We start from the raw sequence: 14,083 nt of genomic DNA, 5'->3' as shown, positions 1-14,083 counted from the left end.
TGGTTATAAATAGTAAGAGATATACTAGATCCCCGTGCAATTGTATAAGGATGCTATGGTCTTTATAGATGAGGCGGGCCCATTGAAGGAGGGTCAGAGCTATAGCATGTTTGTGAGTTGCATCGTTACCAATGACGATAAACTGAACTGGGTAAAGGGCTTGAACTATCACTTTATCGACGACAGGCTGGAAAGGCGAAAAGAATTTCTAAGCATTTTAGTGAATAATAAGCAGAAATTTAAAGTGATTTTATTGAAATATAATATCAGTCTGGGCGGAGGCTCTAAGATGTCGGATTATTACTTCGAGATTTACGTCAAGTATCCCATCAAAGAGTTAAGTGAGATAGTTGAAAGGAGAGTGGAAATATTTTACGATTCTCTTAATGATAAACTCTCGAGGGAAAAGAGACACGAAGTGAACTGCCCCACCCTTACGGATGGGGCTTCTTGGTTCATTGACCATGCTCGATCCCCTCTCACCCACAGCGGAGGTTCCGTCGAATGGAACCCATCCTTGACGCCCCGTGTGGTAGAAGGGTTACGGAGGCATTGATCTCCGCAAGCTTGACTTCGGGCTGTTCCATCCCTAGGTGGCCATCCCACGGCTATTACCGCACGATGGGATTCAGCAGGCCACAATATATTTACGCATGTTATCATTTAAAAACTTTCTTTGGGTTATCCATCCCCACCCTTACGGATGAGGTCTTCCGCCCCCTTAACCCCCAAAGAGATCAACGACTGGACTTATTTCTAAAAGGACCACACGTTAAGCTAAACTTGAGTTTGGAGAACACTAGAAAACGCGTAGAACTGTACAAGAAAGGGATAATGATAGCTGACTACATAGTATCAGCCGAGTTTGCATCATATCGAGGAAAGTTACCACAAGATCTCGAGGATATGTTAGATGACCTGAGAAGATCGTATGTGGTGCAGAAGATGGTAAGTCTACCTTAGCCCTTCATCCCCGCTGCCGATCCCGGCAACGAGTAAAAGGCCTCATCGGCAACAACTTCTTTGAAAAAGTTGTTACTAAAGAGTTTAATGGCCTATCAGTAATATACTTTTCTACTATCATTTTGCTCCTACCACAGTGTGATGAGGAAATTTCCTTTTCTAGGTTCATTCCCTTCATCAACCCATTCAAGTAGCAATTCATGCAAACTGATCCGCCCTCACGAAGGAACTCCACCTCCAGAATACCCCATGGAGTTAAAACCTCTTCCTGATTGTTTCCAGCTGATTCAGGAGTTCATCTCTATCCTCTTCCCTGACATTTTCCAGGAGTAACACCATTGACCCAATCACCGTCTGATAACCCTCATAAACCCTCAGGTCCGGGAAGGCCCGCCTCACCATCTTGGACTTGAACACACCGCCCGTTCCAGCCACCCTATCAACTTCTCTCCTCATTCTGGTTAACATGGAGTTTATGTATTCAATTGTCTCACTCATAACGATTTTCGCTCCAGGGTCGCCCTGTTCAGCTAGCCTGTCCACTACCCTAGCGAAGGAGGCTATTTTCCTCTTGTTGGGCCTTCTGGTGAACCTCTCTATGACCACCCTAATTGGTGCCTTAAAGAACTTCTCCACCTCCTTGGGTAACTGGCTATCAATCAGACCGTCAAGGGCTCTAGTTGCCATGGCAATACCTCTCTTTCCTATGTAGGAGGCTGAACCCTCGTCGCCGAAGAACCATCCCCAGCCGGCAAGCTTCTTGAGTTCACCCCTTTTCTGGATATATGCCACGTTTCCAGTTCCAGCAACCAGGGCCCCTCCGTCCTGGTTGAGGTGAGCCAGCTTGCATGCTACCACCCCATCGTTAACGATAACAGCACCGGGAAAGATACGTCTCACCATCCTCTCTCCCATCAGGGTGAAGTTTGGGGAATCTCCTATCCCCGCCAGCGCGAAGGAGGCCCTCTCCACGTCCTTGAGGGAGAGGTTTGCCATTTCCAGTGCTCGCTGGATTGCCTTCCTCAGCGCAATCTCGGCCCTCCTCTCCCCAACCTCCACAAAGTTGGATGAGCCGGAGAGGCCCAGGCCCAGAATCTCAAGTCCCTGGAAAACCACCGCAGTTGTCTTGGTGCCTCCTCCCTCAACCGCCAATCCTTTCCACAAGTCTCCTTCCCTCTGGTATTCTGGTTAACTTGGTGGGATCCTCTCCCATTTCCCTGGCCAGCATGACGGAGAGGAAACCCGCACTCTGGATCAGGAGGGAGACATCTCTCATGCCTGATACCCGGATCACCCTGGCGTTCACTAGTCGTGCAGTGACCTCGTCCACCTCGGAAGAAGAGAAGACCACGGGGTAGAGGGAATCTCCGTGTGCGTATCCCTCCACCTCGTTGTGGTTCACTTCGGGAATCTCACCGAAGAATGCGGGGTACTTCGCGTTCTCGTTTATCTCCTGCTTGAACCTCTTGGCAAGACCCAGGTAGGTGGAGGCGTAAAAGACGGGGATCTTCCCCCTCACGTGGGAGAGAAGGTCCTCAGCTACTCTTTTGGCCTCCATGGCGTTCACGCTATCAATGACCTCCCTGACCAGGTCTGGTCTCAGCATCTTAACCAGGGGGAGGAATAGGAAGGGAAATGCGTACCTGGGCTGTTCGCCTCCCCTCACCAAGACCTTCTCCACTGGGAGAGTTGAAAGAATTCCCCCGGAGGTTATGGCGATTACTCTCTTGTCCATGGACAGGGCCCTCCTCACAACTTGAAGGGTCTCGGTGGTGTTTCCCGAGTAACTCACCGCAATCACCGCATCGGCGAACTTCATATCCTTCACAAGGGGATAGAAAGCACTCAGGATGTCGCACACCACTCCGCTCCCTCCCATCCCAAAGCAGGAGATCTCCCCCTCCACTCTGGGGACGTTCAGGAGATTGGCCTCAGCGTAAAGTCTATCCCAGTCCTCATACAAGGTTGACTACCTCGTTTCCCGCCTCCTCCATGTCCTTCACTGAGTCAATGGACCTCCAGTAAACCTTCTCGAACTTCACCGCCCTCAGTAACCCCATCTCAGCTAGTCTGGGGAAGGTGGTTCTCTCTATGTCACCCTTCTCCGGAAGGTAATCGAACACGGATGGGGAGAGCCTGTAGACCCCAGCGTTTATCCAGTGGTCGTAAAGGGTTGGTTTCTCCACGAACCTGGATACCTTTTCCCCGTTAACCTCGACTATTCCGTAGGGGCTTTTGAGGGGTACCAGGGCTATGGACATGGAACTCAACATGTTCACGTCTAGGTTGGTGAGGATGTCGCCATTCACCACGAGGAAGTCCTCGTTTATGAAATGCCTCACCTTCCTTATGGCTCCTCCCGTTCCCATGGGCTCGTTCTCCACGCTGTAGACGATGTTGACCTCCAGCCTATCTGAGTTTGTGGATGCCCAGTCTATGAGCGCTTCCTTCTTGTAGCCTGTGAGGATCACGAACTCGCGAATGCCGTACTTCTTGAGCCAGAGGATCTGCCACTCAAGTATTGGCTTTCCTGCAATCTCGAGAAGGGGCTTGGGTTTGTCGTCTGTGAAAGGTCTAAGTCTCTTGCCAAAGCCACCAGCGAGAATTAAAGCCTTCATGGTTGGAAATAATTTATCATGGATAAAAGGTTAATTGAATCAGCAATTAGCTATTTCCGTGGGCTAGAATAAACTATCAAGGCTAGAAAATCGGGTCATTCAGGTCTCCATTGAGAATTGTAATTAGTTAATCTACATGAGATGATCAAAATCAATCTATCATTTCATGGTGTCGTCATGTTGGCATATTTCAAGTTTCAAGGAATTCAATGCAAAGTCACGAAGCCATAAAGCTAATTTATGCAAGTTTGACGACACTATGCAGAACTGCAATATTTTGGATAATTTTTATAGAAATGGAATAATATCCATATACTCATCATTTCTTCACGATGGAGACGACTCTACTCAATTAATCCTGCACTAGATAATGAGAAATTAAGGAACTAATTCAACTCTAAATAGAGACCTGACTGGCCCCATCTTCATTTTAACAAAAACTTGTATAAAGGAATTACTTTTATCTCTCTATTTTCAATTCTTTCAGTATATTCCAAATCCCAGGAAACTACAATAAGTTCCTTTGCCTTATTCTTCTCTCTCATCAAACCCTTTATCTCTCTTTCCTCAACCTTATCTGTGGCGTAAGTTACTTGAATTAATCTTGAATTTTGATCGTAAAAATCTACCTCATAATCATTCCTTATAAAATAGATGTCTCCCAACAATTGTTTTTGCCTTAACAAATGCACGGCTACTACGTTTTCCATTAACCTTCCTTTATCCCTATTCTTAACCGCTATCGACGAGATCAATCCTGGATCAGCAATGTACACTTTCTTGTTATACGTTAACCTTTGCTTTACCTTTTCTCCATATCTTGAAATTGGAAAAATTAGGTAAGCATTTTGTAATCCGAAAAACCAATTCTCAACGGTCTTATTATCAATCTTCAAAGTCTTTGCCAAAGAATTCAAGGATACTTCATTGGAGTAAAGCGACATCACAGCCTCGCTGAATTCCCTAAATTTTTCAATTTCCCTAACTTTAAACCTAGAAATGATATCTTTAAAGAGAATATCGTTATACACAACGTTCAGTTGAGATCTACCCAATATCAATGCTTCCGGAAATCCTCCATTTACTAAGTAATTATCTAACTCCCTCTTTAATTCAGCCCTTTTTTTAGTTGAATAAAACCAATCCTCTTCAACCTTTATTCCCTTGAACGTTAAGTATTCCTTAAAGGAAAAGGGAAAGAGAATGTAATCGATATGTCTTCCGGTTAGATGAGTTGCTAGCTCTCCACTTAACATCCTGGAATTACTTCCAGTAATAATTATTCTCTTGATGTCTCTTAACCTAGAAACAAATAATTCCCATCCATCAACGTTATGTATTTCATCAAAAACCATGTAATCAATCTCGCCATAGAGCTGGTAAATTGCCTCCTCTAAGGATCTGAGGTCCTTAGCTGTAATTCCTCTTAAACTCTCGTCATCGAAGTTTACGTAAACAAACCTCTTACCTCTCATTAATTGGATTGCTAAAGTTGATTTGCCACATCTCCTTACTCCCAATATGGCTAGGGCATTCGGTATAGTAAGGTAGTGCAGTAGGTCTGGGACATCCCTGTCAATTATCCTTTTGTCATCTAGCTTCTCTAGTGCGATATCCTGCTGATCAGCGACTATCTTTTTTAACTCTTCAACATTCATTGTGGAGTGTACTCCCAAATATTGATATAAACTTTACGGAGTGTACTCCCAAATATCTTTAAATTTTAAGGTCTACGCATGAGCACGTCCATAGTGTAGTTAGATAGGTATAAACATCTGTATAATGGGTAATGCTACGGGAAGAGGGAGAGAAAACCTGTTTACAGGGAGATATCCCTTCCTGTGATGTGAACCATGTGGTCAAGAAGGGTAGAGTGAGGGGTAAGCAAGAGTATCTCTGTAGGAACTGTGGGAGGCAGTTCGTTGAGGGAGCTAAGCATCATTACGACAAGAGCGTTAGGGAGAGGGCTCTCGAGAGAGAGTGCCTGGAGTGAGAAAAATTCGATGAGAGAGTGCCCGGAATGCATAAAATTCGGCTTATTTGATTAAGAAGCATAAAAATTAATTAGTTGTATCAAGCTCACACCTTGGAAAAGGATTAAATAGCTTCGTACACTTTATATCTAGAGAACTATCTTAATATGTCATCAACACTTCACCCTGACCCTTCGCATCCCAGGACGTCAGGGGAGCTGTATTGCCCGCAGTGGGGAGGAGTCCTCCTCTGGATGGGGAAGAAGTGAAGTGTTGTACGTGATGGCTATCACGTAGATGAAGGCCTCGTTCCTGGCCCTGCTCTCAATGTAGGGCCTCCAGTGCCCTTCCAGGTACTGAAGTGCTCCACGTAGGGACGAAGATATTTCCAGGGACCGCGGGGGTGGACGAAGGTATCCGCGTTCCCTGAAACCCCTGTCTAGCTTGAGCCCCTTCCTGGACAGTACCTCACGTCTGAGAAGTTGGCGAACTCGACCTCAAGATGGACGAAGAGTGTGGAGATCGGGGAAGACCTTCAGGCCGAAGTGTGACCTTCTCTTCTTGGTCCACCTCCCCTGGAACCTCCTTGTCTTGGCTCCAAGTCTAGCCTTTACGAACACCTTCAACCTGTCCACAGGTCCAGGACGCACGGCGTTGAGCCTGTACTTCATCATGATCTCCAGGCTGGTTCTCCCAGGAGGTAAGTCAAGGAGGAAGGAGTCTACTAGCCACTCTCCTCGTAGAGCGCACTAGACGGTAAATACATTCTCCTGCACTTCCCGTCCAGATCCATCGTGATCTCCCTGAGCAGACCCTTCCTCTCTCTGCTGAATCACGAAGTCGAACAGGGTTATCTTCCCCACGCTCTCTCACGAAGAGCCTGACCACCACGTCCTTGTTCACAAGGTTTACCGCGGTCCCTCAAGGAACACGTGAAAAGGATCACAATCAGTAGCTTGAAGATGAACCCACACGGTAACCTCCCCTCAACCCTTTCCCTTACTACCACTGGTATGAGGAGGAAAAGGATTTTTCTGGAGGGCATATCCTGTATCTGGGGAACGGACATCACCACGTATTGGGGTTGGATATCCTGGGCGTTCATGGTATGATGTCCGTTTTCCGACTTAAGTATTACGCCATTATTCTACCAAAATTCTATCATCCCCAGATAATTTCTCGTTGAATTTTTCTCAATCCAGACACTCCCAGGAGGTTCGGCGAGCACACCTCCCACGGACTTCAGATCGTCTGAGCCATTGCTCGGAACCGCAACATTTTGGATAATTTTTACATCTATGGAATAATATTCATATACTTCTCGTTTCCCTCACGATCGGACGGCTTTACTCAATTAATCCTAGATTGAATAAAAGGAAATGAAGGAACTAGAATACAATTCACAATGGAGAGGTGAATGACCCACTTTTAACGTGAAATATACAACAAACCGGACCAAGCCCACCACGACCCCTGGAAGGTACCCCACTAGGCTCACTTAGTCTTAGCAATCCTGTTCAGAATTTCATTTATCTTTTTACTCAATTCCTTTCTGAGCTCATCGGTGCATGTTCCCCTGTTCATTGCCTCCCTTAGCAACCTGTTCGGTAAATAGATCACATCCCCTGGAAAATCGAACACCTTACCATTAGTTATAATGAAGACTGATCCAACGGTATATTTCCTACCTTCTATTTCTTGTTCTCTTTCCGTTATTATGTCAAGTACATTTTCAATTGAGTTACTCCTGATCTCTTCACTATTTGTCAGCTTTACATCGCCCAAGAAAAGGAGACCGCGAGAAATGAACGCAACGTCTATATTTCTGTTGGATTTGTTTCCTCTCACTTTCTTTCCCTTATCGAAAACCCTGTCTATGTTCAAGGTCTCCTTCTCTTGATTTATACACTCCCTCACGATCACTTCCACTTTCTTTGAGGCCTCCTGTATCTCAGGGAATCTATCCAAGTTCTTGGCTTTCTCCTCTATGCATGTGAAATCCCTCTTGCACTCGTATTGAAGGCGTTCGTATAGCCTCTTGGCTCCGCTGATGAGTTGAGCAATTGTCATGTTATTTTCATATACTTCCTCCACTAGATACTTTCCAATTTCTGGGCACATTGATGATAAAATCTCCCTCGCATCGTTAAGGGTGACAGGCTCAAGTTGAACCCAGTTTTCCTTAATTCTGCGTATCGTGGCCTCATCCTTTATTTTCTCGAGTACAGCGGTAGGAGAGGCCGTTACCAGACGGGCGTCGCCAGAGTTCACTAGTTTATGAATATAGGGATAGTAGTGCTCTGGTCTGGCCTCATCCATAAGAAGGACTGGCTCAGCTCCCAGTAACTTCAGATCCTTGAGGAAGAGGATAATTCCGTCAAGCCCCTGGTATGAGTTGCATTCTGGAAAGTTAAGGGAGTATAGCCTAACCAGGGAGTTGGTTGAACCCTTCTTACATTGGGTCTTCATCCACGTGCGGAAATCCTTTTTCAGTAGATTCATGAAACCGTATCCTGCCTCTCGTCTCCTCTCGAACACGGCATTGGAGATAGCTTGAATAATGCCGGAGTTTTTGACGTAAAACCAAAACTCGTCAACAAAAGACTTCTCCGACGAGAGATCCATGTATATAACACTGTACTTGCCAAGGCCTTTGAGTTCCTGCGATAAACGTAGGAGAATAGTGGTCTTTCCCATTCCTGGATCTCCAAAGATGAATACCTTACCTGCAGTTAACAGACGATCTTCCACTTCCTTGTAGTATCTCTTGTATTTTGACCCAAAAATCTCGTTATTGCTCTCCCACGTGGACACGGAATCCGGGGGAAAGTTGCATGACGTCAACATCACCTCTTAATTATTCCAAAAATAACTCCTCCCTTGATTATCCCCTCCTCTCCACCCCTATACAGCTGGTAATTGTGCTCAATATATGAAGAGAATCTAGAGTAGAACTGTTCCCTAGAAAGACCCATTCTCTCCCTTATATCCTTAAGGGAGGCCAGGCCCATGGGATTTTTTAATTGTTCAAATATTTTGTCTAGATCTTGGGTCGTAGGGGAGGACCCTTGACAGGATGAAAGCAAGATGTCCAGCTTCCTGTTTATTTCTGAGATCATATTAAGTAACCCGGATAAATCTGCAGGGACAATGGAGGGAGGAGTAGTTTCTACCAACGTGATGCGCTTACCATTTCCCACTTTCGTTATTTTTATTATGCCCTCATTCTCAAGCTGAAGAAGAAACTCATCGGTATACCCTCGGAGTGATGACCTGGGAGCAGATCCGCCTCTTTGTCGCAGGAAGTCAATCAATTGCGATTTCGTGTCCATAGAGTTGATAATTACAAACTGGTTTTTAAGGATGATGCGGGTTGTTTGTAATAGGGTATTATTTTGTTACTGATTAAATTTAGTAATTTCGGTTCATAATTCTTAAACGCTGACATAGTGTCATCATTGAGGTATAAATTCTGGGACCAGCCCTCTCTCCCACAGAACGAGACCTACGGAGTACCTCATCATATCAAAGCTCCTGTTCACTGCCTTGGTTGCCCTCTTGAACCTCACGAGCCTGTCCCTGAGGGACGAGTGGAAGGACTCGTTGGGGTTAACGGGTGACACGACCCTGTGCTCGGGGAGGAGGAAATAGACGTTGTAGTCGTCCGAAACCCAGGTCCCCTTCTCGGGCACGTACTGCGCGAGCTCCTGAAACGTGTTCTCGCTCCTGTCTCCCACGGAGAACACGACGTACATCCCCTTCATGGAGAACACGAATCCCGTGAAGACCCAAGAGTAAAACGCCTTCGCGTTCCTCCTGAAGTAGGTCCACATCTCGTCCACGACCTTCACGCCCTCATTCAGCTCGTCCCTGGCTCTCCTCCACAGCTCCACGAGTTTCGCGTACTTCCTCCCTCCGTACCTCTTGATCCACGTGAATACCGTGCCCAGTGGGACCTGAAGTACCCTGGAGATCTCATGCTCATCCCGTTCGCGTACATCCTGAGGGCCCTCTCTCTCACGCTCCTATCGTGATGGTGTTTAGCTCCCTCCACGAACTTCCTCCCGCACTTCCTGCACAGGTAGAACTGCCTTCCCCTTATCTTCCCGTTCTTAACCACGTGATTACTTCCACAAGAGGGACAGGGAACGTCCCTGTAGACAGGTTTCCTTCCCCTCCTGGCCATAAGTAATACTCCCTTTACAAATATTTATACCTTAGTGACGACACTATGAACGCTGAAACTTTACCCTTATGTGTACAGACCTGGGGATTTACCCTTAGACTTGGCTTACTCCCGCTAGGCCAGGCAAGTCATTCTAGCTGAGCTAACAATCCCTCAATCTAGTAGTCCTCAAATACATAACATTTAGGTTATTTCCAGAAGCCTAAATATTGAATTTTTATCGCGGACCCGGGGGGATTCGGACCCCCGACCCTCGGCTCCCTTCGGCCTGTTAGAAGGCCGGCGCTCTATCCTGGCTGAGCTACGGGTCCCTACAACTAGAGGGGGAGGCATCAAAAAAGATTTACGCTCCAGATCTAGGCGAAATGAAGTTGCGGGAGGAGTAACCCTTAACAGGATTCACGCCTTCACTCCCTTCATGACCAAAATATCCTACACGTCTTATTACTCGTACTCTCTCCAGACTTTCCCGCACTTTGTGCACTTGTAAAACCTGGTCGGGGGCTCGTCAGCAGCCCTGGTCTGCAACATCCAGAAGAAAACCTCGTCGTTCCTGCAGTTGGGGCACATGACCCCTTTCATCTTCTGGGTTCCAGCGGGGACCTCCTCGTCCTCAAGGACTAAAGTCCTCTCCGTGGCCGCATGCTTTACCTTTGAGGATATGATCTCGGACTTGTGACCCTGTTCCTCGTAACCGCACTTAACGCACCTGTAAACGGTAGAGCCGTTCACCTTCCTGGGGGTCATCATGGACTTGCACTTGGGGCAAAATTTCAAACAAAGGACACCCTCAACACTGTTCACATCATCTTTTTTAATTCTTTCGATATTAACGTCGCGATCCTGGAACACTCCTCCTCCAGCTGTCCGCGGTACTCCTTCCCCATCCCGAAGTTGCTGAGGTTGATCTCCTCCTTTACCCTGCTTCCCTCCAGTTGTTGCAGGGAGAGAAAGAGGTGCTCCAGGTGCTCTCCCTGAAACACGCACACGACGTTGGGCTCTCCCCTCACCAGGATGGCTACCCTGGTTCCACTCTTCAAGTTCTAAACCTGCTCAAGGTCGTCCAGAAAGGACTTTCCTAGATTATCAATCTCCTCGATTGCCCTGCTCAGGGCCTCCTTGGGCGAAATGGTCCCGTCAGTTTTTATCTTGAGTATTAGCTCATCCTTGAGGGGATGGGGCAAGTAGTAAGTTGCCAGCACCACTCCCTTCACGCTCCGCAACCTTCCTGCAATCAAGTTGCCCAGGGTGTGGTCCTCTCCCTGGATCCTGAGCTCCAGGTAGTTTTCGTCCTGCCTTTCAACCTCTATTTCCATTTCCCTTCACCGAATAGGGTCCAACTCTTCTGGTCTCGACGTTACCACAGTTGGGGCACCTTAAATGTTCTTCGTCTACCTTGAACATCACCGTTCCGCAAACTGAGCAGGAAGCAACTATAACCCCCAGATCCTTCCCCCTCAAGGAGAGCTGAAGAGGATACGTGAAGGAGAGCGGTTTGGCCTTTATCACGTCAGAGGGCCTCACGGCATCCCTCAGCGACTTCACGTGTTTCTGGGAGACCTGGGAGATGTGGAGGTAACCTGTGATTGAGGGACTTACAAACCTCTCCTCAAGGCTACTCACGGACACCACAGCGTAATCCTCCTTAAGGCTGGTGACAAGACCGTATACGTACTTGGTCTTCTTTAACTTGTAAACGAAGGTCTTCTTCTCAGGGATGACGTTGCTTTTCCTGTTGATCATATCGTAGAAGACTTTCCCTATGATGGACGCCCTCACCTGTCCCTGAAGTTCGTAACAGCCTTCCCCTGGAGTGAACTCCTCTATCACTGCCAGAACGTCCCCTGGAAGCGTTAGATCGCCCTGTTTCCCCATGTTCACCACGGAAATATGTATGGTTCTAGTTTATTGGTTATAATCATTTTCGCTTCTCCCGGGGTTAATACGGGCTTTTCGTACATGTAAAGGTCATCCGTGGGAATCCTGGGGCAGGACGTGACCACGAATGCGTCAATGTAACTTCTGTCCAGGTTCCTGAGGGACTCCTGGTTAAGCACCTTGCTCGTGACCACGAAGGTCCTCTTTCCCAGGGACCTCAGCCTTGATTCAAGGGCCTTGACCATCAGGGGCCTGTTCTGTCCCACCTTGAGTCCCTGAATTATCACCCAGGTGTTTGCGTCCAGTGACTCCATGATCTTGGAGTACCTTATCTTGAGAACCTTGAAGACCTGTGGGGTGAGGTCTTCCACGGTCCTGGTGTAGGGATCCAGCTTGAGCACGGGTTTACCTGTTGCCAGTCCCAGCCCCAGCGCATGGAATACCCCTCCCGATATGTTCACGTGAACGTCAGCCTCAACCAGGGCTGACTTGTAGTCGCATCCCAGGACCTGTCCATCTCCCATGAAAGGGGAAGAGGGTCTCCCAACCTCCACCCTGAAGTGAGGGGAGAGATAGTTCCTGACCTGGTTCAGGAGCTTCCCGTGCTGAACGGTGGAAGTGAGGGCCACGGTCCTTGCCTCCCTCTCCCTGAGCAGGTTAACCAGTTTCTCCAGGGTCTCCTCCTCAACCTGGGCCGTGCTCTCCGCCTTAACGAAGAGGGTTGGGAACTTGGGATAGTACCAGGTGTATGGAGAGTGGCCGAAATGGATCAGAAGGTCCACCTTTAGGAGGTTAGCCTCGTCCTCTGCAATGTCGCACGCTCCCCAGCTTGGTTCTCCAGATATGATGAACTCCACGTCAGGGAGAGCCTGCCTGAGCCTCTCCACGAGTTCCGTGGAGAAATACCTTAATCCCTCGGGGAATTGAAGAAGAACCCTCTTTGCTCCTCTTTTCCCGATTTCAGACTTGAGGAGATCCTCATCAAAAACGTAACTCACTGAGTCTTTTCCTCCTTTAGAGGAACGACCACGATCTCGGTGTCAAGGGGAAGCTTGCTGGACGCGACCTTGAAGGCTTTCTTTGCGAACTCCAGGTGCTCCTTCTTCACCCTTATCCCCATTATGAGATCGCCGAGCTTTGTAATCCTAGCTGCGGTGCCTATGGGTTTGCCGAAGGAGAGCCTCATTCCGTCCTGAAGCCTGTCCGCCCCAGCGAACGCCATCATCTTGTTCTCCCTTATAACGTGGTGGGGGTACTTGGTTACGTAGATGTAGAAGTCAGTCTCGTTTCCGACCATGGAAGTCATCTGCTTCAGCGCAATGACTCTGGCCGCCTCGAGGGCGTTGTGGCGGATTTGACCAATTTGCTTGGTGAGAAGCCTCACCTCGAAGTCGTAGTCCTTCTTGTGGTCTCCCATCGTGAACTTGGTGATCTTGGGTTGAGGAAATCCCGGGATATACTCTTTTCTCGTGTAGGCAGGTCCCGAGAAGTGCCTGTAACATCTTCCTGGTCTTAGTGGCATGGGTAAAGATCTGTGCCCAAGTATTTAACACCAGCGGTAAAGTCGAGTTTTTCAGGAAGGAGAAGCGGGGTTATATTTAAGGAAACGCTAGGTATGCCTGACTGGGCTGAATTGTAAATTAGCTAAATGAAAATCTTTCGCAAAGACGCGGGGAGTGAAGACTGGCTCAGGACCTCACGCCACCTGAATTCCCTTCAAAGACCTCTGTTCCTTCTCCACCCTCTCCCAGATTGAGTCGTAGTTCTCCATCAGGTAACCGTAAACCTTGGCAATCCTGGTCATTGTGTCCACCTCGGAGAGAGGGTGAATCCTGAGCCCTACCCTTCCCACTGCGCCTCCTCTAACCATGAGCCAGTGGGCAAATATCTCCAGAGTGTACCGGGAGAACAGCTCTTCCCTGGGTACCTTCCTCCCATACAGCCAGTAAATTTCCCTGACGAAGTTGGAGGAGATGTTCCTGAACATCTTGGGTTCCCATTCCTGAAGTATCTTCTCCCTATCCTTAACAAGCACGTTCCTCAGGTAGTTGTATCCCTCTTCCCCGTGCTCCGAGAGCGCAAGTCCCGTCACTGCCATGACGAAATCCCTCTGGGACAGGAAGGAGTCAAAGTCCCTATTCACGTATATCCAGGCAGTTGCAGCGAAGGAGTCCACTATTCCCTCCATTAGCTTTGTGACCAGTTCCTCCCTGTTGAACGTTCTCGTCACTCCCTTCCCCTTGAGCAACTCCTCAAACTCGTCAAGGTCCACCTTCCCTGCATAAATTAACTTTCCGTCCACGAACACCGAGGGAGTGGAGATTACCCCCCTCTCCAGGGCCAGGAAAGGGTATATCTCGGTGTCCACCAGCTTAACTTTCCCAAGGAGTCCCTTCTCCTCCAGATACTCCACCAGCAGGTTGCACTCTGTGCAGTTCCTATGCGTGAAAATCTCAACTTCCATA

The 14,083-nt window shown here is 47.9% G+C and carries 18 protein-coding genes and 1 tRNA gene; 2 read left to right on the top strand and 17 right to left on the bottom strand.

What is annotated here, in order from left to right:
- The first annotated feature begins 34 nt into the window (after window positions 1-34).
- Window positions 35-556 carry a hypothetical protein gene (locus QVC96_RS00165; RefSeq protein WP_287689599.1) on the top strand — a complete coding sequence of 174 codons (522 nt, stop codon included), beginning with the start codon at window positions 35-37 and terminating at the stop codon, window positions 554-556.
- A gap of 662 nt (window positions 557-1,218) precedes the next feature.
- Here the strand turns inward: QVC96_RS00165 and QVC96_RS00160 are convergent.
- The 4 genes from QVC96_RS00160 to QVC96_RS00145 form a co-directional block, all read right to left on the bottom strand.
- Window positions 1,219-2,127: a BadF/BadG/BcrA/BcrD ATPase family protein gene (locus QVC96_RS00160; protein ID WP_287689598.1), complete on the bottom strand. Its 909-nt coding sequence runs from the start codon at window positions 2,125-2,127 to the stop codon at window positions 1,219-1,221.
- The gene (locus QVC96_RS00155; RefSeq protein ID WP_287689597.1) at window positions 2,105-2,926 is read right to left on the bottom strand and encodes an SIS domain-containing protein; all 822 of its coding nucleotides are present in this window, start codon (window positions 2,924-2,926) and stop codon (window positions 2,105-2,107) included. The genes QVC96_RS00160 and QVC96_RS00155 overlap by 23 nt, the downstream gene beginning before the upstream one ends.
- Entirely contained in the window at window positions 2,919-3,581 is a 663-nt protein-coding gene (locus tag QVC96_RS00150; protein WP_287689596.1) for a nucleotidyltransferase family protein, read from the bottom strand. Before QVC96_RS00150 ends, QVC96_RS00155 begins: the two co-directional genes overlap by 8 nt.
- A gap of 425 nt (window positions 3,582-4,006) precedes the next feature.
- Window positions 4,007-5,239 carry an ATP-binding protein gene (locus tag QVC96_RS00145; RefSeq protein ID WP_287689595.1) on the bottom strand — a complete coding sequence of 411 codons (1,233 nt, stop codon included), beginning with the start codon at window positions 5,237-5,239 and terminating at the stop codon, window positions 4,007-4,009.
- 188 nt (window positions 5,240-5,427) lie between these two features.
- On the opposite strand from QVC96_RS00145, the gene QVC96_RS00140 reads away from it, so the two are divergent.
- Complete coding sequence (locus tag QVC96_RS00140; protein WP_287689594.1) at window positions 5,428-5,574, top strand: IS1/IS1595 family N-terminal zinc-binding domain-containing protein; 147 nt, start codon at window positions 5,428-5,430, stop codon at window positions 5,572-5,574.
- A 477-nt stretch (window positions 5,575-6,051) separates the two neighbouring features.
- Here the strand turns inward: QVC96_RS00140 and QVC96_RS00135 are convergent, their stop codons facing one another.
- The 13 genes from QVC96_RS00135 to QVC96_RS00075 form a co-directional block, all read right to left on the bottom strand.
- Window positions 6,052-6,225 (bottom strand): hypothetical protein, encoded by a 174-nt coding sequence (locus QVC96_RS00135; RefSeq protein WP_287689593.1) that lies wholly within the window; start codon window positions 6,223-6,225, stop codon window positions 6,052-6,054.
- Window positions 6,226-6,404: 179 nt separating this feature from the next.
- The gene (locus QVC96_RS00130; protein WP_287689592.1) at window positions 6,405-6,659 is read right to left on the bottom strand and encodes a hypothetical protein; all 255 of its coding nucleotides are present in this window, start codon (window positions 6,657-6,659) and stop codon (window positions 6,405-6,407) included.
- A 389-nt stretch (window positions 6,660-7,048) separates the two neighbouring features.
- On the bottom strand, window positions 7,049-8,401 hold the full coding sequence (locus tag QVC96_RS00125) for a hypothetical protein (RefSeq protein WP_287689591.1): 1,353 nt from the start codon (window positions 8,399-8,401) through the stop codon (window positions 7,049-7,051).
- Complete coding sequence (locus QVC96_RS00120; protein ID WP_287689590.1) at window positions 8,401-8,886, bottom strand: hypothetical protein; 486 nt, start codon at window positions 8,884-8,886, stop codon at window positions 8,401-8,403. Before QVC96_RS00120 ends, QVC96_RS00125 begins: the two co-directional genes overlap by 1 nt.
- 123 nt (window positions 8,887-9,009) lie before the next feature.
- Window positions 9,010-9,740 (bottom strand): IS1 family transposase gene (locus tag QVC96_RS00115; protein WP_425597964.1). Its coding sequence is split into 2 segments (ribosomal slippage): window positions 9,010-9,524 and window positions 9,524-9,740, totalling 732 coding nucleotides; the frame shifts between segments, so codons are not numbered across the junction.
- Between the two features lie 223 nt (window positions 9,741-9,963).
- Window positions 9,964-10,051: transfer RNA gene (locus QVC96_RS00110), tRNA-Arg, on the bottom strand.
- Between the two features lie 133 nt (window positions 10,052-10,184).
- Window positions 10,185-10,517, bottom strand: coding sequence for a transcription factor S (locus QVC96_RS00105; RefSeq protein WP_238027117.1), 333 nt, complete (start codon window positions 10,515-10,517; stop codon window positions 10,185-10,187).
- Window positions 10,518-10,540: 23 nt separating this feature from the next.
- A complete protein-coding gene (locus QVC96_RS00100) occupies window positions 10,541-10,780 on the bottom strand; it encodes a hypothetical protein (protein ID WP_287689589.1) in 240 nt (79 codons plus the stop codon).
- A 3-nt stretch (window positions 10,781-10,783) separates the two neighbouring features.
- Window positions 10,784-11,056 (bottom strand): DNA-directed RNA polymerase subunit L, encoded by a 273-nt coding sequence (locus QVC96_RS00095; protein ID WP_238027115.1) that lies wholly within the window; start codon window positions 11,054-11,056, stop codon window positions 10,784-10,786.
- A complete protein-coding gene (locus QVC96_RS00090) occupies window positions 11,040-11,615 on the bottom strand; it encodes an exosome complex RNA-binding protein Csl4 (RefSeq protein ID WP_287690524.1) in 576 nt (191 codons plus the stop codon). Before QVC96_RS00090 ends, QVC96_RS00095 begins: the two co-directional genes overlap by 17 nt.
- Window positions 11,616-11,617: 2 nt before the next feature.
- Entirely contained in the window at window positions 11,618-12,616 is a 999-nt protein-coding gene (gene dph2 / locus QVC96_RS00085; RefSeq protein ID WP_287689588.1) for a diphthamide biosynthesis enzyme Dph2, read from the bottom strand.
- Window positions 12,613-13,140, bottom strand: coding sequence for a 50S ribosomal protein L16 (locus QVC96_RS00080; RefSeq protein ID WP_287689587.1), 528 nt, complete (start codon window positions 13,138-13,140; stop codon window positions 12,613-12,615). Before QVC96_RS00080 ends, dph2 begins: the two co-directional genes overlap by 4 nt.
- Before the next feature lie 174 nt (window positions 13,141-13,314).
- Complete coding sequence (locus QVC96_RS00075) at window positions 13,315-14,082, bottom strand: thioredoxin family protein (protein WP_287689586.1); 768 nt, start codon at window positions 14,080-14,082, stop codon at window positions 13,315-13,317.
- Window position 14,083: the final 1 nt, after the last annotated feature.

The sequence above is a fragment of the Metallosphaera javensis (ex Sakai et al. 2022) genome, assembly GCA_021654415.1.
GTDB classification, from domain to species: domain Archaea; phylum Thermoproteota; class Thermoprotei_A; order Sulfolobales; family Sulfolobaceae; genus Metallosphaera; species Metallosphaera javensis.
Note: the sequence above shows the minus strand (reverse complement) of the source record. Positions and strands in the feature narration are given on the sequence as shown.